The 19074-nt window shown below is 57.2% G+C and carries 23 protein-coding genes; 14 read left to right on the forward strand and 9 right to left on the reverse strand.

Annotated elements, in window-relative coordinates:
• The first annotated feature begins 116 nt into the window (after positions 1–116).
• On the forward strand, positions 117–620 hold the full coding sequence (locus CQ018_RS07365) for a hypothetical protein (RefSeq protein WP_146111839.1): 504 nt from the start codon (positions 117–119) through the stop codon (positions 618–620).
• Here the strand turns inward: CQ018_RS07365 and CQ018_RS07370 are convergent.
• Positions 571–1140 (reverse strand): isochorismatase family protein, encoded by a 570-nt coding sequence (locus CQ018_RS07370; protein WP_105549368.1) that lies wholly within the window; start codon positions 1138–1140, stop codon positions 571–573. The two genes, CQ018_RS07365 and CQ018_RS07370, sit on opposite strands and share 50 nt — an antisense overlap.
• 57 nt (positions 1141–1197) lie before the next feature.
• Complete coding sequence (locus CQ018_RS07375) at positions 1198–2133, reverse strand: patatin-like phospholipase family protein (RefSeq protein ID WP_105549369.1); 936 nt, start codon at positions 2131–2133, stop codon at positions 1198–1200.
• 240 nt (positions 2134–2373) lie between these two features.
• Between CQ018_RS07375 and CQ018_RS07380 the strand changes: the two genes are divergently transcribed.
• Entirely contained in the window at positions 2374–3165 is a 792-nt protein-coding gene (locus CQ018_RS07380) for a PIG-L deacetylase family protein (RefSeq protein ID WP_105549370.1), read from the forward strand.
• Positions 3166–3538: 373 nt separating this feature from the next.
• On the opposite strand, the gene tnpA is transcribed toward CQ018_RS07380, so the two are convergent.
• Positions 3539–3985 (reverse strand): IS200/IS605 family transposase, encoded by a 447-nt coding sequence (gene tnpA, locus CQ018_RS07390; RefSeq protein WP_105549372.1) that lies wholly within the window; start codon positions 3983–3985, stop codon positions 3539–3541.
• A 39-nt stretch (positions 3986–4024) separates the two neighbouring features.
• Here tnpA and CQ018_RS20780 point away from each other — a divergent pair, with 39 nt between their 5' ends.
• From CQ018_RS20780 to CQ018_RS20250, 4 genes are read left to right on the forward strand one after another with little or no spacing between them, the layout of a single operon-like run.
• Positions 4025–4114 carry a helix-turn-helix domain-containing protein gene (locus CQ018_RS20780; RefSeq protein WP_219844021.1) on the forward strand — a complete coding sequence of 30 codons (90 nt, stop codon included), beginning with the start codon at positions 4025–4027 and terminating at the stop codon, positions 4112–4114.
• A gap of 15 nt (positions 4115–4129) precedes the next feature.
• Positions 4130–4267 (forward strand): hypothetical protein, encoded by a 138-nt coding sequence (locus CQ018_RS20240; protein ID WP_219844022.1) that lies wholly within the window; start codon positions 4130–4132, stop codon positions 4265–4267.
• The gene (locus tag CQ018_RS20245) at positions 4268–4645 is read left to right on the forward strand and encodes a hypothetical protein (protein ID WP_219844023.1); all 378 of its coding nucleotides are present in this window, start codon (positions 4268–4270) and stop codon (positions 4643–4645) included.
• A complete protein-coding gene (locus CQ018_RS20250) occupies positions 4638–5279 on the forward strand; it encodes an RNA-guided endonuclease TnpB family protein (RefSeq protein WP_219844024.1) in 642 nt (213 codons plus the stop codon). Before CQ018_RS20245 ends, CQ018_RS20250 begins: the two co-directional genes overlap by 8 nt.
• Positions 5280–6337: 1058 nt before the next feature.
• Here the strand turns inward: CQ018_RS20250 and CQ018_RS07405 are convergent.
• Positions 6338–7492 (reverse strand): methyltransferase, encoded by a 1155-nt coding sequence (locus CQ018_RS07405; RefSeq protein ID WP_105549374.1) that lies wholly within the window; start codon positions 7490–7492, stop codon positions 6338–6340.
• Entirely contained in the window at positions 7474–8148 is a 675-nt protein-coding gene (locus CQ018_RS07410; protein ID WP_105549375.1) for a YigZ family protein, read from the reverse strand. The genes CQ018_RS07405 and CQ018_RS07410 overlap by 19 nt, the downstream gene beginning before the upstream one ends.
• A gap of 63 nt (positions 8149–8211) precedes the next feature.
• On the opposite strand from CQ018_RS07410, the gene coaE reads away from it, so the two are divergent.
• From coaE to CQ018_RS07445, 7 genes are all read left to right on the forward strand, one after another.
• On the forward strand, positions 8212–8817 hold the full coding sequence (gene coaE / locus CQ018_RS07415; protein WP_105549376.1) for a dephospho-CoA kinase: 606 nt from the start codon (positions 8212–8214) through the stop codon (positions 8815–8817).
• On the forward strand, positions 8807–9160 hold the full coding sequence (locus CQ018_RS07420; protein WP_105549377.1) for a hypothetical protein: 354 nt from the start codon (positions 8807–8809) through the stop codon (positions 9158–9160). The genes coaE and CQ018_RS07420 overlap by 11 nt, the downstream gene beginning before the upstream one ends.
• Complete coding sequence (locus CQ018_RS07425) at positions 9157–9603, forward strand: hypothetical protein (protein WP_105549378.1); 447 nt, start codon at positions 9157–9159, stop codon at positions 9601–9603. Before CQ018_RS07420 ends, CQ018_RS07425 begins: the two co-directional genes overlap by 4 nt.
• Before the next feature lie 9 nt (positions 9604–9612).
• Positions 9613–10179 carry a hypothetical protein gene (locus CQ018_RS07430; protein ID WP_105549379.1) on the forward strand — a complete coding sequence of 189 codons (567 nt, stop codon included), beginning with the start codon at positions 9613–9615 and terminating at the stop codon, positions 10177–10179.
• A 10-nt stretch (positions 10180–10189) separates the two neighbouring features.
• Positions 10190–12292, forward strand: coding sequence for an excinuclease ABC subunit UvrB (gene uvrB, locus CQ018_RS07435; RefSeq protein ID WP_105549380.1), 2103 nt, complete (start codon positions 10190–10192; stop codon positions 12290–12292).
• A 208-nt stretch (positions 12293–12500) separates the two neighbouring features.
• Complete coding sequence (locus tag CQ018_RS07440; protein ID WP_374954181.1) at positions 12501–13514, forward strand: TerC family protein; 1014 nt, start codon at positions 12501–12503, stop codon at positions 13512–13514.
• A 117-nt stretch (positions 13515–13631) separates the two neighbouring features.
• Positions 13632–14963 carry an MFS transporter gene (locus tag CQ018_RS07445; RefSeq protein WP_105549381.1) on the forward strand — a complete coding sequence of 444 codons (1332 nt, stop codon included), beginning with the start codon at positions 13632–13634 and terminating at the stop codon, positions 14961–14963.
• On the opposite strand, the gene CQ018_RS07450 is transcribed toward CQ018_RS07445, so the two are convergent.
• From CQ018_RS07450 to CQ018_RS07460, 3 genes are read right to left on the reverse strand one after another with little or no spacing between them, the layout of a single operon-like run.
• A complete protein-coding gene (locus CQ018_RS07450) occupies positions 14960–15943 on the reverse strand; it encodes an aldehyde reductase (protein WP_105549382.1) in 984 nt (327 codons plus the stop codon). The genes CQ018_RS07445 and CQ018_RS07450 overlap by 4 nt on opposite strands.
• 10 nt (positions 15944–15953) lie before the next feature.
• Positions 15954–17228 (reverse strand): alpha/beta fold hydrolase, encoded by a 1275-nt coding sequence (locus CQ018_RS07455; RefSeq protein WP_105549383.1) that lies wholly within the window; start codon positions 17226–17228, stop codon positions 15954–15956.
• Positions 17225–17704 carry a GNAT family N-acetyltransferase gene (locus CQ018_RS07460; protein WP_105549384.1) on the reverse strand — a complete coding sequence of 160 codons (480 nt, stop codon included), beginning with the start codon at positions 17702–17704 and terminating at the stop codon, positions 17225–17227. The genes CQ018_RS07455 and CQ018_RS07460 overlap by 4 nt, the downstream gene beginning before the upstream one ends.
• A gap of 111 nt (positions 17705–17815) precedes the next feature.
• Here CQ018_RS07460 and CQ018_RS07465 point away from each other — a divergent pair, with 111 nt between their 5' ends.
• On the forward strand, positions 17816–18670 hold the full coding sequence (locus tag CQ018_RS07465; protein WP_105549385.1) for a metal-dependent hydrolase: 855 nt from the start codon (positions 17816–17818) through the stop codon (positions 18668–18670).
• 65 nt (positions 18671–18735) lie between these two features.
• On the opposite strand, the gene CQ018_RS07470 is transcribed toward CQ018_RS07465, so the two are convergent.
• The gene (locus CQ018_RS07470) at positions 18736–19035 is read right to left on the reverse strand and encodes a hypothetical protein (protein ID WP_105549386.1); all 300 of its coding nucleotides are present in this window, start codon (positions 19033–19035) and stop codon (positions 18736–18738) included.
• Positions 19036–19074: the final 39 nt, after the last annotated feature.

The raw sequence follows: 19074 nt of genomic DNA on the forward strand, positions 1-19074 counted from the left end.
GGGGGGGGAAGGCGTGGTGAACTAGCCGAGGATTGCCGCGGGAAGACCACTCACATGCCGGCTATTCGTGTGCGGCGCATGAAGAAGCTGTTGATCATAGCCCAGTGGGCTCGGTCATGGATGAGGAAAGATACTTGGGCATTTCCATCGACAAGCACTGCCCAATACATGGAATCGATGCGGTGAATGCGATGACCGCTACGGAATTTGCTGCACAGACACTGAATCAGGCATGGATCTGGAACCGGTCATCGACCCATCCCTTGAATGCCGTTGAAAACACCACCGCGGTTCTTGGCTTCGCCGGAACCGGACTATTGGGCCGCGTTGGGATCCTTGATGATGAGGGCTTTACACAAATTCCGGGCTCACCAGTTCAACCGCTAGAAAACTATGCCCTGATGAAGCTTGAAGAAACACTGTGGAAGAGAAATAGTGCACGAATTCCACGGTCTAATCCAGCACCACTCATCGGAATGATTGATGAACTGGATTTACATGGTTTAGGCATATTCGGCAGTATCCGATGCTACAGGCACGCCCATCCCATATTTGTCCCTACCGATGTGACTAATCATTGGTGGCCACGGGCAGAAAAACGATCTCCTTGGCGTGCTTGAGCAGAAAATCCTGGTTCGGGTAGTCAAGCGTGGCAAAGTATTTGTTGGTATGGGAAATGATCTGATCCCCGGTTAACGTTTGGCCCTCGAAGGTTTCCGCACCGGTGGTGTGAGCATCGCGCACCACAGTCACATCAAAGCCCATCGCCGCGGCACGTCCGGCAACCGTCCGCACGCTGTAATCTGACTGCGCACCACACACCACAAGGTGATTGATCACTGCGGTATTCAGTGCCGCATGGAACCCGGTGCCGGTAAAGGCATCACGGTAGGACTTGAAGATCCGATGTTCCCCATCGAGCGGATCGAGGCCTGCTGCCAGTCGCCAAGATGCCGAATGACGTTCAAAGTCGCGTTCGTCCTGGATCCAAAAGATCGGTGTTCCGGTATCACGAGCCTGAGCAACAAGCTCCTGGATGCGGGCAACAATCTTTTTGGGGTGCACACAGTTATCAATCACGCCCTGCTGCATGTTGACAATGACCAATGCTGTGTTTGTGCCTGACTGTTCTTCATCCATATGTGCAGTATTGCACTGGCACACCCGGAATACCGGCAGGCACCGCCGATGCGCGCCTCAGTGCCAGAAATTGGTGAGAACCCCAGCCAACGCTTGGCCCTGAGTGTATCCCGCTCGCGCGGCGGGTAAACGCGTCGAAAGATCCATCAGATTGCCGCCAAAAGCGGTACGTGAGTCGGCATCTGGAAAGAGTGTTTCCACTTGGCTTCCGGCCGCGCGTAGTTCGGCAATCTGTGCCGCAAGCTGCGTTCCCCATTCCAGCGGGTGCCGAGTGCGTCCACCTAAGGGGGAGAGGACGAGTACTCGCAAGAAACCCTCGGCTAAATCGGCATTTTCGTTTCTGCGGTAACCACCGTCAATATATTTGTTCTTGCCGATCCGGTAGGGCGGAGAACCAAAACCACTTGACGTGCTCGCGGCAACAGCATCCACCAACGACACACCACTGAACTTGTCGAACACCATTGGTTCGCCGGTGTGCGCGTCAACTGCGGTAATCAGCACCTCTTGTTCGGGCCATTGCTGGCTCGGGAGCCGAGCAGCCACAATGTCATGCCAGCGTGATTGCCACGTATTTTCCACATCGTCATCGAACTCGAGGGCGGCAGCTCCTATCCGGCGTCGCATATCGGCTGCATTCAAGGAATCCGCGATGATCTTATTTGTCCTTGCCAAATGATCGTTGACGGTTCCACCGCGAGGGCTGCGCACAATACCTCCAACCGCACTATTCGCCTGTGGGGGAGCCGCCTCAAGGATCTGGGTAAACAGCGTGGCAGGATTTGCCCCGGTGATCTGCGCTGCCGCAGTGGCGCCGGCAGATGTGCCGATAATGAGATCGGCTTGCCTAAGATCAAGCCCGGCCTCGTAGAGACCGGTAATGATTCCAATTTCCCACGCGTTACCGGCTGCTCCGCCGCCGTGCAGGACCAATGCCCGATCGGAGGCCGTGGCAGAAATGAATGGTGATGGTGAAAACGAATGATCTTTCATGGGAGCTGCCTTTCACGAAGATGCATGTCTTGGCGTTCCCTCGAGGCAACCAACGCGGTATTGCTTTTGTGGGGGTGGTGAATTTCGAGTCAAATTCTGGCGTAAACTTTATTGGGAATGCACTTGCTGTTTGAGGTTTTACAACCGGTGAAAATTTACACCTTTCATGACTTTGAAGCAAGGGAATCCTGCCGTAGTACGCACTGTTCTAGAGACCAATGCAGGACTAGAATTCCATCCATGAAAGAGCCGCATACCATCGCGGTAATTGTTGCTCACCCGGATGATGATGCCTATGGATGTGCAGGATCCATAGCACTGCACGAGCACGACCCGGGGTTCCGCTTCATCTTGGTTCTTGCCACCGACGGCGCCGCAGGGCAAATCTCCCGTGGGGTTCCGGCAACACGCGAAACCTTAGGTGCATGGCGCCGAACTGAAAGCGCAAATGCCTGGCGTGCGCACGGGACCATTCCTGCTCGCCACGAATGGCTCGGTTACCAAGACGGACATGTGCACGAGGTTGATCCGGCCGAGTTAGCCAGCAAAATACATGAGATCTTGGTTCAAGAACGACCTCAAATCGTGGCAACTTTCGGCCCCGATGGGATTACCGGGCACCGAGATCATATTGCTATTGGACAGGCAACCGACACGGCTTTCGAAAGCGCACGAGCCGTCCCCGGGCCGGGTTTACGCCGGCTGATCCACGGCGCCATTAGAACTTCGGTCTTTCAACGTTGGAATGCGGCTCGGGTGCGGGATGGGCTCACAGCGTGGAACCCGTTGCTTGAATATCACTTAAGGCCAGTACCGGATGACATGATTGGCATCGAGGTTGACACAAGCGCCGTGGCACACAGGATCGTTGCTGGCCTGCGCGAACATCGGAGTCAACGGGATGTACTTGTGGACCCGGGCAGAGACGATGCTGCTTGGGTTCGTACGGTCAGTAGGGAACCCTCCGTGCTGATCTGGCCACCGCGGCAACCCGGTACGGCCGTACTGAGTGATCTCTTTGAAGGGCTCTAAGCTCTCATCGCCTGACAAAAAGTACTAGGTACGCCCCTTTCGAGCGCGACAGCTAAAGATCTGGACATGCTTGCCATCCCCATCATTGCACTCACTCTATTAGATCGTTGTATGGCTGACACAAGTACTCCAAGAACAGATCGCTGGAGACGTTGTACTGGATATTCCGGTAGACCACACTATCGGACCACTGCTTTTCGGTCGCGCGATGAACGTCGTTGAATATGCTTAGACTCAGCTTCCGGGGTGTATTTGCGGCGCGAAAGAACGTGAACAAAAAGACCACGCCTATGCCGTGCTGTCACCGGGGGTGGGGTCTGGGGTCGTGATGCCCCGGCTTTAGCCGTGGGAGGGATAGGTCCCAGTGTGTGGATTAGACTTGGCGCTGGTCCGCGATGTACTGCTTGATAATGCTTTGGGGTGCTCCGCCGATTGTGGAGACGAAGTAGGAGTTGGTCCATAGGGTTGGGAGGCGCCGTTTGAGTGAAGGAAACTCTTGGCGCAGTGTTCGAGATGACCTGCCTTTGCAGTTTCTGATGAATTTTGCGATCCCATATTGGGGGTCAACCGACACGAGCATGTGAATGTGGTCGGGCATGGTTTCGCTTTCTTCGATCATTGCACCAGCTTCCGAGGCAACTTCCTGAATGATTTCCACCAGACGCTCATCGACTGGCCCGGGGTCTCCTGCTATGGGTGGGTTGTTTGCTGCGGGATCGTTGGAGGTGATGACTGGGCGGCGGTATTTGGGGCACCAGACCACGTGGTACCAGCATCTGTAGGTGGTGTTTTTGTTTCGACGGAGTGTTTCGAGGCTCATGCTTGAGCGTATATGGCAGTTGCTTGCATACTGGTGGGTATGAAGGTTCGGTACAACTACCGACTACGGCCCGGCACAAGCGCTCGGCGCTATCTGGTTCGTGAATTTGGTATGTGCCGGTACGTATGAAACCACATGGTTTCGATGTCCAGTGACCTTCATGAACTCAAGTTCTCAATCTTGCTTTCGGGTGCCGAGGCCGAAACCTTTGGACCCGCTGGTGCAGATAAATTCTTAACCAAACTGCGCGCTACCACCGTTTCCGAGGACGGCGTGAAATGATTGGCGCAAGGATCCTCGGTCGCTCAACAACAGATGGTGCGAGACTTCTCTACCTCACGCACCCGGGCACTCAAAGACATCATTAATTCCAAGCCCATCACCCAGCGTGCCGGCCTGCCCGGGTTCAAGAGCCGCAAAACCTCTTTGATTTCGTTGAACTACACCACCCGTGGATTCTCGCTCAAACCCGATACGACCGGGAAGATCAGCATTCCCGTGGTGTGGTCCAGAACCTTGCTGGCTGCCCCATCTTCGGTACGCGTCAGCCAGGACTCACGGGGGCACTTGTACGCTTCCTTCGTCATCGAAGCACCCGAAGCCGTGTATCCCGCGACCCAGGGTGATTATGCGCTCGGGTTGGACTGGGGGTGTGAGTGAAACAGCGACCACCGCACGAGTTGATCGCGCGACCGGGGTCATCGATGAAGCCACCGCGTGGGATTTGCCCCACCAGGAACATGGGAAGAGGACGGCCCAGGAGCATGCCACTGCTCAGCGTCAGATAGCCAGGCGGCGCAAGCCCAAGGGTCAGGAACAAACTCACGGGTACCGGCTAGCACGATTCAAGGCAGCCAGGGCACACAAGAAGGTTGCTCGCCAGCGCAAGGACGATGCCCACAAGTGGGCGAAGAAACTGGTGAGCGATCATCAGTATCTTGCGGTAGAAGATTTCAAGCCCAAGTTCATAGCCAAGAGCACCATGGCCAGGAAGGCTGCTGAGGCGACCATTGCCACCACCAAGGCCATCCTTATTTTTCAGGCCCTCAAGGCAGGAAGAACGCTCAAACTTGTCAGTCCACGGTATACCACCATGGACTGTGCACACTGCGGTGCGAGAGCCAAACACCGCTTACCCCTGGGGGAAAGAACCTATAGCTGCACCGGCTGTGGTGTTTCTCGATCTAGAGATAAAAACTCCGCCGCCGTGATGGTGGACAGGGCCGGTTTCAGCTCTGCTAACACTAAGAGTCTCAGACTTGCCTTGGCCGCCGTGCCACAGCGAGCAGCTTGAGTTAGGAACCCCCCGGCTTCAACCGTGGGGAGGATTCAATTGATGATGAATGTCCGGTGCATGGCATTGAAGCTATCAACGCACTCTCAGCGATTGAATTCCAACGCGTTGCCCAGCACATGGGTATGGGGTGAAAACGCGAATGCACTACCGGTGAGACTTGGTGATCGAATCGAAATCATTGGTTTACATGGATGGGGGAGCAGCCCCCGACTGCTGGGGACCGCAATTCACGAGAAAGACCCAAATCGTCCAACGCATACGGGCCATTACCCCTGGCGAGCCCGCGAAATGAACAAACGTGAAGCGCGTAGCATTCGATGGCGGGATGTGATTGATAGTGACCCGAATTGGCTCTCGGATAAGGAAAAAGATAGCCCCATCATCGATCACATTCGACTCGACTCCGTCGGGTTGCCCGGCTATGCGGTACGCACTGAGGGGAAACATCCTCAATCTGAAACCCATCCAACTTCCTTGGCTTTATTGAACGCACGCAACTAGGGAAAATGCAGATTTCGCGAAGGAACATCCATCTTCCACAGGTGTCTGCGCCTGAGCGTAAAGCCTGTGTTATCCACTATGAACCACGTTCTCCGTCTACCGATGGCCAGTGAGAATTACCCTTGGGGAATTCCAGAGAATTCTGGATGTGTTTGTTAACGCAAAAAGACCCGTGGCCACGGGTCTGATTGCTGAAACTAACACCCATAAGGTGCGTTCCCAAGGGGTAATCCTTGGAGATACTGCATCTTTAGGATAACCCAAATTGGGCTTGGTAGCTCAAGAAATTGAGCCAAAAGTTCATGAGGGGCTGAACCTCTTCTGTGGAGGAGGTGAAACCCCATGGCGGGTAAGCCTCGGCGCGAGCTAAAGCATCAACCACCATGGGGGTGCATTGAACTTCGTGGTTAATCTGGGCAGATTATTGCTCGAGATACTGCGCTGCTTCGTGCATCCGAACCCGTAATTGGGTGGTGGCGGGAGCTCACTTCGGTGTTCACCTGCCACCTTTCGGAGTAAAACGTTGTTAAAACCACCCGAACTTGATGAATCACTTATGGTTTGGTCGAAACCGTAATCGTAAACTTGGGATTGCGCGCAATCTGGCGAGTGGGACCAACCAACTTTTCTAGTTGCCCACGATATCCAAGATGAGAGTTCCAAACACACCAAAGTTCACCACCCGGAGTCAAAACTCGGCCCGCATCTTTGATGAGTTTCAGCGCGATACCCGCATGCACCGTGTTTCCCATATGGAACGGAGGGTTCAACACCACCAGCTCTTCCGAACTATCTGCAAGCGAACCCAATGCATCATCCTGCACTGCCGTGATCTGCTCAGAAACACCGTTTGCCAGAGCAGTTGCCGTAGTGGATGCCACAGCGGAGGCCGACTGATCACTTGCATGCACGGTGAGCTGCGTATATTTCAGTGTCATGAATGTGGCGATGGTTCCATTGCCGCAGCCAAGATCGACGGCGCGTGTTGCGGTGTCCGGAAGCTCGAGGTGTTCAAGCAGGAATCGGGTTCCCGGATCCAGTTTGGCACCGCCAAAGGTTTGCGCGAACGCACGTAATTCCAGTGGCTTCTCCAACCCCGCCGGCACGGACTGGGCCAACGGAAAACGATCTGCCGGATACTGCGTGGCCGGTAGTAGCCCACTGGCCGTGAGCACCCGAGACTTCTGCCGCGCCAGCGAGACCGAAACAGTACCAAAGTAGCGACCCAGCACCTCGTTCATCGAAAGGTTCATATGTTTGATACGCCCGGAAGCCATGACGGTTACTGTGGGATCTGCATACCGGGCAATCGCCGCGGTGATCTCCTCCAGTGCATCGAGTGAACGCGGCAACGCGAGCAGTATCATTGTTGCACCGCCGAGTAGCTCAACACCTAAAGGAAGCGACACATACTCATCGACAAAGCTGGGCAGAAGATTCTTCGCATTCGACTCGGTAGCCCGAACCCCGGAGAGCGCATCTTGATGAACGCGCAGCCCGCGAACGCCTGCATCTAGCGTGCCAAGGGTTAGTGCCCCGTAGTGATCCCCGAGCACCACGACCCGGCCAGGTTCGGCTGGCCAGCCGGCCTCTGCTGCTAGATCGAGTAATAGTCTGTCTGCTGCATCGACGGCGTGGAGGTTTTCTGCCTCAACATCGGGCCAACGTCGTAATGCTGAAAAATCTAGGCTCAACGAAGATCCACCCATTCGGTTCCAAGGTTGGTGGCGTTCGAGGCCCCTGCGGTCAAGGTTGCCAACCGGTCATCGAAGCTAGCAAGAATTGTTGCATCATCATTCAAGGCAATGCGCAGTGTGGCCACACGCGGTCCATAATCGGTGCCAAGTACCTGAATGCCGGTGGCACGCAAGTCATTTTCGAGTCGTCCGGCCGCCGCGTAATCGGCATCGACGCCCAAGATTCGCATGCGTTGGCGTTGAATGAGTGGGGCAGTGTCTAGGGTGCTGGACACCGATTCGGAGTAGGCACGCACCAGTCCACCGGCACCTAACAGAATCCCGCCAAAGTAACGTACAACTACCGCAACAATGTCTGAAAGATCGGTGACCCCGGGAGCTGTTTCCCGTTTGGCCAGGGCATCAAGCATAGGGATTCCCGCGGTACCCGAGGGCTCACCATCGTCGTTGCTGCGCATTGCCATGCGGTCGGCACCCAGGATGAAGGCACTGCAATGGTGACGGGCATCGAAGTGTGTTTTGCGTAGTTCGGTGATGAGCCCGCGGGCAGCATCCTCGGTTTCGACCCGACGCAGATAGGTAATAAATCGCGAGCGCTTGATCTCCAGCTCGTGGACGTAATCGCCATCCAGCGTTGTATAGGCCGTGGCCACCGAATCATTTAGCATCACCGACCCAGTCTAGTGTTTTGCTTCGGTGAGTGCCCGTTGGTCCTCGGTATGCTTGGACACATGCTCAATGTTGGTCTGACCGGCGGAATCGCCGCAGGTAAATCCGCTGTTGCCACCCGGCTCAAAGAACTAGGTGCGGTACTCATCGACGCCGATGCCATTGCCCGGGCCGTTGTAGAACCCGGAACGCCCGGGCTAGATGCCGTGGTTGAAGCCTTCGGCCCACAGATTCTTGGTCCGGATGGTTCCCTTGACCGTCCCTCCCTCGGTGCGCTGGTTTTTGCCGATGAGCTGTCGCGAGCGAAACTGAACTCGATCGTCCACCCGCTGGTGCGCGCCCAAGCTCTGGCACTGCGTGAGGCCGCCGCCCCGGACGCCGTCGTGGTTCAAGACATTCCCTTGCTGGTAGAAACAGGGCAGGCCAGCGACTTTGATGTGGTCTTGGTGGTTGCCGCACCCTTGACCGAGCGACTACGCCGGATGACCGAAGATCGCGGCATGTCCGTGGCCGATGCCCAGGCACGCATTGATGCCCAGGCCACCGATGGACAGCGTGCCGCGGTGGCCGATGAAATCATCGACAATTCTGGAACTCTCGAGCAGCTTCGCGACCGCGTCGATGAGATCTGGGAAAAGCTTGCTGGGGCGGCCCACGATGGCAGCTGAACCTAAATATACAAAGGATGAGCTGCGCATCATGTTGGAGGGCGAAGAGATTCGCGCCGCCAAGGAGATACACCGCATCAAGCTTGCTTGGCTGATCGCCGGGGCATCAATACTGTTGGCAACCGTGCTCTGGCTCTTCTTTGGTGGGCGCGAACAATTCGTCTCACGAGACTCGGGTTACGATGCAACGGTGCTGATCCCCGCCTGGCTTGCATTGATCGGGATCATTGCCGCAACCATTGCTGCGGTACTTTTCATGATGCGCGCCATGCGTGCCTCGCTAGGAAATATTGTCGAACGCGATGTTCGAGCACATCAACGCCGTACCGGAAGACGTAAGTGAACACCTCTCTGATCGCCGAATCATTCATCCTCAACCAGGCCGGCAACGGTGCCTCCGCGCACTTGGTGTCCATCCAACGCGATCCCGATCGAGCGGCCCTGCTGCGGGGGACACGGGGAAGCGTTCAGCTTCGTTATCACTCGTTGCAGCTGATCCCCGTTGATTTGATTGACGACGTGCCAGGGATTTGGCGGGCCCTGCTCGATGCACTCGAGGCCTTCCTCGCCACGGGAGAAGCCGAGGTTTCCTACCCAACCCTGGAGGCCACCATTTTGATGACTGGCGGCGGTTCATTGACCAAGTTCACTGCCGGAAAGGTCCGCCACATCGTTGAGTTGGACCTGCTGATCGATGGCATTCTCAGCGGCGCTACGGAGTACTTTAGCTTCGCCCGAGAAGATTACGGTGCGGATCTGGCGCGTATTGCAGCTTTGCGCGGGTGAACTTTTGCCGTGAAGGGACAAGACCAAGCCTGTGAAACCGAGACGTTTCTGCTCATCCCGCATACCGTGACGGCTCTTGCGGAGCTCGCCGCGGGGCCCGATCAGTACCTGGTATCGGTCGACGCGGAGCCCAAAGGTGCAGCGAAAATTTGGTTCGATCGGGCGGCAAGAAACCCGTTCGGGGGCGCCGGGTGCGTCCACATACGGTATTTCGAAGAGCAACTCATCCCGCTCGAGCTATGGGATGACACGGTGGGGATCTGGGATGCCCTACTTGACGCGATGGAAGGTTTCCTAGCCACAGGCGTAGGTCGCGGCAATTTCTCCCCGGAGTTCTCGCTGGTGGGCAGCATCCATGCTGCAAGTTTTTCGGCCCATGGAGTTTCACATCAAGTCGACCCACTCGAATTGATTCCCGCTGTGCTTGACGGTGCCCAACGATATTTCAGCTGGATTGAAAACATGGTGGGCCGTAGTTATCCCGAAATAATCGAACGTATCCAGACAATGACCGTTTCGCTGAATTCATTCAGCCCAACGCGAGCAGTCACCAAAGAGTCACACCCCAGGGCGTAGCCTAGGGTGTATGAGTCTTGCGCAGCAGATTAACCGCGTTGTAGCCCCGTTCGAGGTCATTAGCGAGTTCACCCCCGCCGGTGATCAGCCAGCGGCCATCAAGGAACTCACCGAACGCATTAATGCCGGTGAGAAGGACGTGGTGCTGCTCGGTGCCACCGGTACCGGCAAGTCCGCGACCACCGCCTGGCTCATCGAACAAGTTCAGCGCCCCACGCTGGTGATGGTGCAGAACAAGACGCTTGCCGCGCAGCTGGCCAATGAGTTCCGTGAACTGCTGCCCAACAACGCCGTCGAGTACTTCGTCTCCTACTACGACTACTACCAGCCCGAGGCCTACGTGCCGCAGACCGATACCTTCATCGAAAAGGACTCCTCGATCAACGAGGAGGTCGAACGCCTGCGCCACTCGGCCACCAATGCGCTGCTGACCCGCCGCGATGTCATAGTTGTCGCCACCGTCTCCTGCATCTACGGTCTGGGCACCCCCGAGGAATACGTGGCGGGCATGGTCACCCTGAAGAAGGGGATGGAGCTGAACCGCGACGATTTGCTGCGCAAGTTCGTCTCCATGCAGTACGCCCGCAATGACATGGACTTCCACCGCGGCACCTTCCGGGTGCGCGGGGACACCGTGGAAATCATCCCGATGTACGAGGAGCAGGCGCTGCGCGTCGAGTTCTTCGGCGACGAAATTGAATCGATCCACACGCTGCACCCGGTCACCGGAGAGGTGATCCGCGAGGAAAACGAGATGTACGTGTTCCCCGCCAGCCACTATGTTGCGGGCCCGGAGCGCATGAACCGCGCCATCACCGACATCGAGGACGAGTTGCGTGATCGCCTGGCCGTACTGGAAAACCAGAACAAGTTGGTCGAGGCTCAGCGCCTGCGCATGCGCACGACTTATGATCTGGAAATGATGGAGCAGATGGGGTTCTGCAACGGCATCGAAAACTATTCACGGCACATCGATGATCGCGAATCCGGCACCGCCCCGCACTGTTTGATCGATTACTTCCCGGATGACTTCCTGCTGGTCATCGACGAATCCCACGTCACCGTCCCACAGATCGGTGCGATGTATGAGGGGGACATGTCGCGCAAGCGCACCCTTGTAGAACACGGCTTCCGGCTGCCCAGTGCGATGGACAACCGCCCGCTGAAGTGGGACGAATTCCTCGAACGCATCGGCCAGACGGTGTATCTTTCGGCAACTCCGGGCAAGTACGAGCTGGGCAAGGCCGACGGCGTGGTGCAGCAGATCATTCGTCCCACCGGCCTGATCGACCCGGAAATCATCGTCAAACCCACCAAGGGACAGATCGACGATTTGCTCGACGAGATCCGTGTGCGCGTGGAGCGCAACGAGCGAATCCTTGTCACAACGTTGACCAAGCGCATGGCCGAGGACCTCACCGACTACTTCACCGAGCACGGGGTGCGGGTGCAGTACCTGCACTCGGATGTTGACACGCTGCGCCGTGTTGAGCTGCTGCGCGAGTTACGCATGGGCCTGTTCGATGTGCTGGTGGGCATTAACCTGCTCCGCGAGGGCCTCGATCTGCCCGAAGTCTCGCTCGTTGCCATCCTTGACGCGGATAAGCAGGGCTTCCTGCGTTCGGCAACCTCGCTGATTCAGACCATTGGCCGTGCCGCACGAAACGTCGACGGGCAGGTGCATATGTATGGGGATAAGATCACCGATGCCATGGCCAAAGCCATCGACGAGACAAACCGCCGCCGCGAGGTGCAGCAGAAGTACAACAAGGACCACGGCGTGGACCCGCAGCCGCTGCGCAAAAAGATCGCCGACATCACCGATTCGCTGGCCCGTGAGGATGCCGACACCCAAGAGCTACTGAATAACCAGCGGCTGGCCAAGAACGCCAAGCGCTCCTCCGCGGGAACGAAGAAGGCACACGATGCCGTGCGTGCCGACGGCTTGGCGGCCGCGCCTGCCGAAAATCTAGTGGACATGATCAGCCAGATGACCGAGCAGATGCATGCCGCGGCCGCCGAACTTCACTTTGAAGTTGCCGCACGTTTGCGCGACGAGGTCTCGGAGCTGAAGAAGGAGTTGCGGCAGATGAAGAACGCGGGCCACGCATAAACCCCACGGCTGTTCATGAGACTGAAACATGCATGGGTTAGACTATTTCAAGCGTAGGGGAGTATCCCACTTGTGCTGTGATCGTCAACACGCGAGGCATCGATGCCTCGCCGGGCGCAGCGGTCGTCCCAATCTGAGCGGGCGGCGGAGAGACTTGCGGTAATTTCACGTACCCCGTTTGAAAGGCCCCACATTGGGAAACCACGGCTTGTCGCTGCAGTTTGAGATTATCTCACTGTCGGCACTTTGCATCATTCTTCTTCTTGACCTGCTGTATGTTGTCAAGAAACCACACGAACCATCGATGAAGGAATCGGGCCTCTGGGTCGGTTTCTACGTCACCCTCGCCCTGATCTTTGGCGGCGTTGTTTGGTGGCAGGCGGGACCGGAGATCGGTCAGCAATTCATCGCCGGCTGGGTCACCGAATACTCCCTGAGTATCGATAACCTGTTCGTCTTCATCATCATCATGGCCCGCTTCTCGGTACCACGTAAGTACCAGCAAGAAGTGCTGATGTTCGGTATCATCATCGCGCTGATCCTGCGCGGCATCTTCATCATCCTCGGTGCCGCAGTCATTGAGAACTACTCGTGGGTGTTCTACATCTTCGGTGCGTTCCTGCTGTTCACCGCCTGGAAGCAGGCCACCGATAAGGGTGAAGACGAGTCTGATGGCGCCAATAGCGGCATCGTTTACAAGCTGACCAAGAACCTGCCGATCTCCAAGGAATACGACGGCAACAAGCTGCGTACCACCATCAATGGCAAGAAGATGTTCACCCCGATGGTCATGGTCTTCATTACCATTGGCATGACCGACCTGCTCTTCGCGGTCGACTCCATCCCAGCCATCTTCGGCCTGACCCAGTCCCCGTTCATCGTGTTCACCGCGAACTTGTTCGCCCTGATGGGTCTGCGCCAGCTGTACTTCCTGCTCGGTGGCCTGATGGATCGCCTGATCTACCTCAAGCACGCACTGTCGATCATCCTGGCCTTCATCGGTATCAAGCTGGTCTTCCACGCGATGCATGTCAACGAGCTTCCGTTCATCAACGGTGGCGAGCCGATCCTCTGGGTTCCGGACTTCTCCATCACCGTCTCGCTGGTCGTCATCCTGGGCACCGTGGTCATCGCCACCGTTGCTTCCCTGTTGTCTCCGGCAGGCCGCCGCGCCGCAGCAGAGCAGAAGGCCACTGCCGCAGCAAAGAAGGATTCCGAGTAACCACCGGTATCTTTAGCTATTTTTCGGAGGCTCACATCCAGCATTGGGGGTGCGGGCCTCCGCGCCGTTTAAAGCGAGATGAAGATATAAGACGTCCCACGTTGCTAAACTTGCGCGGTGACTACATCTGACAAGCCGGCGCTCAAACCTACTGCAACCCGTGCCGCGGCACAACGGCGAGTTGTTGCAACGCTATCCGCGTCCCAATTGCTTTCAGGCATTGGCAATGGTGCAGGTCTTGCTATCGGGTCCCTGATGGCTGTTGAACTTACCGGTTCCAACGCGTTTGCCGGGGCAGCAACCACGGCCATCTCGGTGGCGGGAGCGGTCAGTGCGCTACCGCTCGCCTCGCTTGCCGTGCGCAAGGGTCGGCGCATCGCGTTGTCCACTGGTTATTTTTTGGCAGCCATCGGTGCCGTGCTGATGATGCTTGCCCCGGTGAGTCAAAGTTTTGCGGTGCTCATGCTGGGCGCTGCGCTGCTGGGTGTGGGTTCTGCGGCTAACTTGCAGGCGCGCTTTGCCGCCACTGACCTGGCCGACGATGCAACACGTGGGCGCGATCTGGGTCTTGTGGTCTGGGCCATCACCATTGGCGCGGTTGCCGGGCCAAACCTCATTGGACCGGGATCCGTGCTGGGCGAAAAGATTGGCTTACCACCAATGAGTGGGCCGTTCCTGTTTTCGCTGGCCGGCATGTTGCTGGCAATACTTGTCTTGAATATTGGTTTGCGTCCGGATCCCATTGTGCTGGCACGTTCCTTCGATGAAACTGCGGGGCATGTTCCCACCAAACCGAGGGTTGGTCGTAATCGCGGATCACTGATTGAAGGGATTTCCGCCGCGCGTCAGTCACCGGGTGCCACGCTAGGTATCGCCACCATCGTCGTGGCGCACCTGGTGATGGTGGGAGTCATGTCGATGACCCCGGTGCACCTCAAGGATCTTGCGGCAACCCCGGGGCATGCAATGCACGGCGGTACCAGCGACATCTTGATTGTCATTGGTTTTACCATTTCACTGCATATTGCTGGCATGTATGCGCTGTCGCCAGTTATAGGATCATTGGGAGATAAAATCGGGCTGATCCGCATGATGCTCGGCTCCCAGCTGGTTCTGGTGGCCGCGGTGTTGGTCTCCGGCATTGGCGCGAACTCGCAGGCAGCGGTGACCACCGGGCTGGTCTTGCTGGGGTTGGGTTGGTCGATGGCAACTGTGTCCGGCTCGGCGTTCCTGGCCGGACGAGTTGCTCGTGAGCGTCGAGTGCTGGTGCAGGGAGTATCGGACACTCTGATGGGCGTTGCCGGTGCGTTGGGCGCCGCCGGTTCCGGACTATTGCTAGCCTGGTTGGGATTTGCCGGGCTTGGTTACCTCTGCTTGATCTTCATTGTGATTGTCACAATTTTCTGTATCCGCGAATTAGGAACGCAACGCTCCCGCAGCGCGGCCTAGAGCAGGTCAAACTTCTTGAGCGACAGCACGGTTTCTACCAGTGAGTCGCCCACAGGCCGTGGATTCCAACCTAATATTCGTTCGGCCTTCGCACTGCTCACATGTTTGACGACGCCAAGACGTGGCACCAAGTCGGTAAGCTCCGGCATCCACCGCGCAGCTACCCGGATCAAGATATCGGGCAAGCTCCGGGTGGGGATCTTAGAACCCAGCCGGCCCCGCAGGATCTGCCCCATTTCTTGCATCGAGATGGCATCACCCGATGTTGCAAGAAAACGTTGCCTAGCACCCTGCACAGAACTCATGGCGAGCACATGCAAATCTGCAACATCTCGCACATCAACTAGTGGCAAGGAAATCTTAGGAAGCCCCGGCATCCCACCGGAAACCATGCGTTGTACAAGCCGGATCGATGTGGAAAGCCGTGGACCGAGTACCGGTCCGATGATTGCCACGGGATTGATGGTAGCTAGTTCCATCCCGGCGCCAGCACCGGCAACAAAATCCCAGGCCGCCCGCTCGGCAAGCGTCTTAGATTTTGGGTAAGCCCCAATCTCCGCCTCCGGGTTAGACCAGTCGGCCTCGGTGAAAATTCCCGGATGCGGGTCATTGCCGTACCCGATGGCGGCAAATGAAGAGGTCAACACCACGCGTTTGACCCCCGCGGCAAGGGCTACCCGAAGCACACGCAGGGCGCCCTCCCTAGCCGGGATCATGAGGTCATCCTCGTGCTCTGGAACCACGAGGGGGAAGAGCGATGCGGTGTGCAGGACAAAGTCACATCCGGCAACAGCCTCATCCCACCCGGCATCGTTGGTAAGCTCAGCGGCGAAAACCTGAACCCCGGCAGGGGTAGCAGTGCCCTTGTCGGGGTCGCGCACGGTTGTGCGAACCCTATAGCCCTGGGCCAATAACGCGTTGATGCAGTGCGCACCAAGGACACCGGATCCTCCGGTGACCAAAACTAGTTCGTTACTCACATGCCTGAAACTACTCCGCGTTGTTGGTCATTTCTAGTAGTTTGTTAAAGATCATCGGGCCATCATCACCGATTCCGTCGTGATGGAACTCGTCGGTTTCCCAGACCCGCAGGCCCGCTACGGCTGCAGCGGTTTCGAGTGAGAGATCCCGATCAACATAGACATCGTCCGTATATACGGCCGCTGCCACCGGAACCGTATTTTCCGCTAGAACCTCGCGGTCATAGAGCGGGGCCCAGCCCCAATGTTCGGCCACGATCCGTGCTGTTTCCTCCAAGGGGCGCAACACCGGATCTTCTTCGAAGTACCAGCGGTACACCATTTCCCCGGTGAGCAACGGGACCTCGGCTGTGGGAGAGAAGGCCGGAAATTCTTCCAGCACCGCCTCGGCCGCCCAATTGGTTGCCTCGCCCTGCCCGTAGATTGATTCGTGCATCAGGGCATAGAGTGGGTTGCTCACTCGATCTGCCTGTTCCTGCACCTCGGCCAGGAAGGTATCGGAGAGTCGTTGTCCACCGGGGGTTGGCACAAAGACTCCCTCAAACACGGTATGCAGCAGATGCACCCGGGTGTTTCCGCCCAGGTACTGGCCCAGCATCTGCACCATGGGAACCGTCAGCACACGCCCATTGGGCAGATGCTCAACCGTGTGGCGCAGGTGGGTGATGATCTTGGCCAGCACCTCACGGTCCAGCGGGTACCAGGCGAAGTACTCTTCGTTGCGTGCTGCCATGCGTGCATAGGTTGCGCGGTACACGGTGCGTGCATCGGCACTCAGCGAGGCGAGCCCACCGGTAATCAGACAACGGTCAAGGGACTGCGGGGCCATTGAAAGGTAGCTCAGCGTGCAAAAACCGCCGTAGCTTTGGCCAAAGGTGCTCCACGTTTCGATACCCAGAGCCTCACGGATCACTTCGGCATCACGCACAATCGAATCGGCGCGGAAATGTATCAGGTAGGAGGCCTGCGCCGCGGCATCTCCACGCAGCGGAAGCGTTTGGCGGTTGGCCGGGGTGCTCAACCCGGTGCCGCGCTGATCCAGCAGCAGGACGCGGAAAGTCTTGGTGGCCTCGGCCAACCAGCCGGAGAGCGACCCCGGACGCGGAGACTTACCGCCCGGGCCACCTTGTAAGAACAGCAACCACGGAAGGGTGGTCGGGTCCTCATGTTCGGTAGAGGCCACTTCGCGGGCGAAGACTGTGATGCTCTCACCCTGCGGCTTGTGGTGATCCAGCGGGACCAGAAAATAATGTTCTGTGGTGTTCATACCGCGAAAGACGCTCATAGTCGCGCTCCAAGCGAGGCTAGGGCATCGCCCTCGAGCCGGCGTACCGTCCAGCCGTCCATGGAACCGGCACCGAGTGAATCATAGAAACCAATGGCCGGAGCATTCCAATCAAGCACGCTCCATTCCACACGCTTGAACCCGCGGTCCACGGCAATTGAGGCAAGTTCACGCAGCAGTGCCTTTCCGTGCCCTCCGCCGCGTTCGCCCGGGCGCACGTAGAGGTCTTCGAGGTGGATGCCGTGGGTACCTTCCCACGTTGAATAGGTCAGATACCACAGAGCAAAGCCGAGGACCCGCTCACCGTCGGCAACCACGTGGGCATAAACCTGCGGATTGTCGCCAAAGAGATGAGTGGCAAGTTCTTCGGCAGTATTTTTTACTGCATCGGGTTCGCGCTCATAGATGGCTAACTCGTGGATGAGTTGGAGGATTGCTGGAACATCTGCGGGTTCTGCGGGACGTAATTCTGGCATGTGATCAAGCCTACCGGCGCACATTGCGCGCGGTGAAGCCAACGTGTCGGTGGCTCGTCATAAGGTTGGTGGCGATCGATTGCTAGAACAAATTAAAGGGGGGACCCCCATATGATGGGCGGCCACCACGCGGCCACCGGCGCAGCAGCCTGGATCGCGTTAACCACGAGCTTTAAGCTCCCGACCGGATCCCTATCCGAAAAACTTTCGTGGGTTCCCGAAGCCATCCCCTTGGGTTTTGGGCTCCTTGAACAATCCCCGCTTGCCGGGGTTGCCGGGGCCATGGTCTGTGCCGGGGCTGCCTTGCTCCCGGATGCGGATCATCGCCGCGCGACCATTGCGCACTCGCTGCCTCCGGTATCAAACGCCATCTGCGCGGGGATTGGTGAGGTCTCCGGCGGACACCGCAATGGAACTCACTCGTTCCTAGGTATAGCGGTCTTCACCGCATTGGCCTGGGTCATTGGGCTTTGGAGTGTTGAAACCGAACGCTTTGGGCTGATCTATCCAGGGGCCGGGCTGTTGGCTGTACTGCTTGTATCCTTCGCTCTGAAGGCATTGAAATTTATTCCGGACACCATGGCACGCTTACCCTGGCTGCTATCGATTCCTGCGGGAATCTTTGTTGCGGTGTTTTCGCCCGATGAACAAAACTGGTTGGTACTGGCTGTTGCCGTGGGCTGTGCCATCCATATTTTGGGCGACATGCTTACCGTGGGCGGCTGTAATCTTTTGTGGCCCATTAAGATTCGTTCCCCGAAGGCACTACGCAAGGTTCCGCTGCTCAAGGACGTGTGGAAGCCAAGCGGGCGTATTGCCATCCCGGTATTGGGTAAGGCGGGATCTGCACGTGAATGGTTGCTCTGCGTTCCCGTGTCTATCTACGCGTTCCTCGGGTTGGTAGTGCCCATCGTGTTGTTGCTTAAAGATCAGGCGCAACCCCTGAGCAAATTCTTAGGATTCTAAGCACACAGATATGGCGGGTACACCGACCGGGATAAACCTCGGTCGGTGTACCCGCCATATTTGTTCTAGGGCAATATGGCGCTGAAACGCTGATTTGTCGCATCCACGTCAGCCACCCGGACCTGGAACCGGGAACCTTCGTCAAATTTCTTTTCTCCACTCAGGAGTCCAGCAATCCCCGAGGGCTCACTGACCAGCGTGCCGAAGGGCAATGTCTTGCCGATGATGACATCGATGAGTTGCCCGTGCTGCAATTCTAAAAGTGCGTTGTTCATGTTTTTCATCTCCGTTTCTGAACGAGTCACTGTTGCCTTCTCGTTCAGAAATGGAGGTGCCCTGATGGGAATCAGTTCGACATCGGGCAAGCAATCCGTGTGTGACCGATGGCCAATCCGATGTTCACT

This window comes from Arthrobacter sp. MYb227, assembly GCF_002975435.1.
In the GTDB taxonomy this organism is placed as follows: domain Bacteria; phylum Actinomycetota; class Actinomycetes; order Actinomycetales; family Micrococcaceae; genus Paeniglutamicibacter.

Coding starts and splice junctions, on each gene's coding strand:
- CQ018_RS07365 (WP_146111839.1), top strand. CDS start 117: ATGGATGAGGAAAGATACTTGGGCATTTCCATCGACAAGCACTGCCCA.
- CQ018_RS07370 (WP_105549368.1), bottom strand. CDS start 1,140: ATGGATGAAGAACAGTCAGGCACAAACACAGCATTGGTCATTGTCAAC.
- CQ018_RS07375 (WP_105549369.1), bottom strand. CDS start 2,133: ATGAAAGATCATTCGTTTTCACCATCACCATTCATTTCTGCCACGGCC.
- CQ018_RS07380 (WP_105549370.1), top strand. CDS start 2,374: ATGAAAGAGCCGCATACCATCGCGGTAATTGTTGCTCACCCGGATGAT.
- tnpA (WP_105549372.1), bottom strand. CDS start 3,985: ATGAGCCTCGAAACACTCCGTCGAAACAAAAACACCACCTACAGATGC.
- CQ018_RS20780 (WP_219844021.1), top strand. CDS start 4,025: ATGAAGGTTCGGTACAACTACCGACTACGGCCCGGCACAAGCGCTCGG.
- CQ018_RS20240 (WP_219844022.1), top strand. CDS start 4,130: ATGTCCAGTGACCTTCATGAACTCAAGTTCTCAATCTTGCTTTCGGGT.
- CQ018_RS07405 (WP_105549374.1), bottom strand. CDS start 7,492: ATGGGTGGATCTTCGTTGAGCCTAGATTTTTCAGCATTACGACGTTGG.
- CQ018_RS07410 (WP_105549375.1), bottom strand. CDS start 8,148: ATGCTAAATGATTCGGTGGCCACGGCCTATACAACGCTGGATGGCGAT.
- coaE (WP_105549376.1), top strand. CDS start 8,212: ATGCTCAATGTTGGTCTGACCGGCGGAATCGCCGCAGGTAAATCCGCT.
- CQ018_RS07420 (WP_105549377.1), top strand. CDS start 8,807: ATGGCAGCTGAACCTAAATATACAAAGGATGAGCTGCGCATCATGTTG.
- uvrB (WP_105549380.1), top strand. CDS start 10,190: ATGAGTCTTGCGCAGCAGATTAACCGCGTTGTAGCCCCGTTCGAGGTC.
- CQ018_RS07455 (WP_105549383.1), bottom strand. CDS start 17,228: ATGAGCGTCTTTCGCGGTATGAACACCACAGAACATTATTTTCTGGTC.
- CQ018_RS07460 (WP_105549384.1), bottom strand. CDS start 17,704: ATGCCAGAATTACGTCCCGCAGAACCCGCAGATGTTCCAGCAATCCTC.
- CQ018_RS07465 (WP_105549385.1), top strand. CDS start 17,816: ATGATGGGCGGCCACCACGCGGCCACCGGCGCAGCAGCCTGGATCGCG.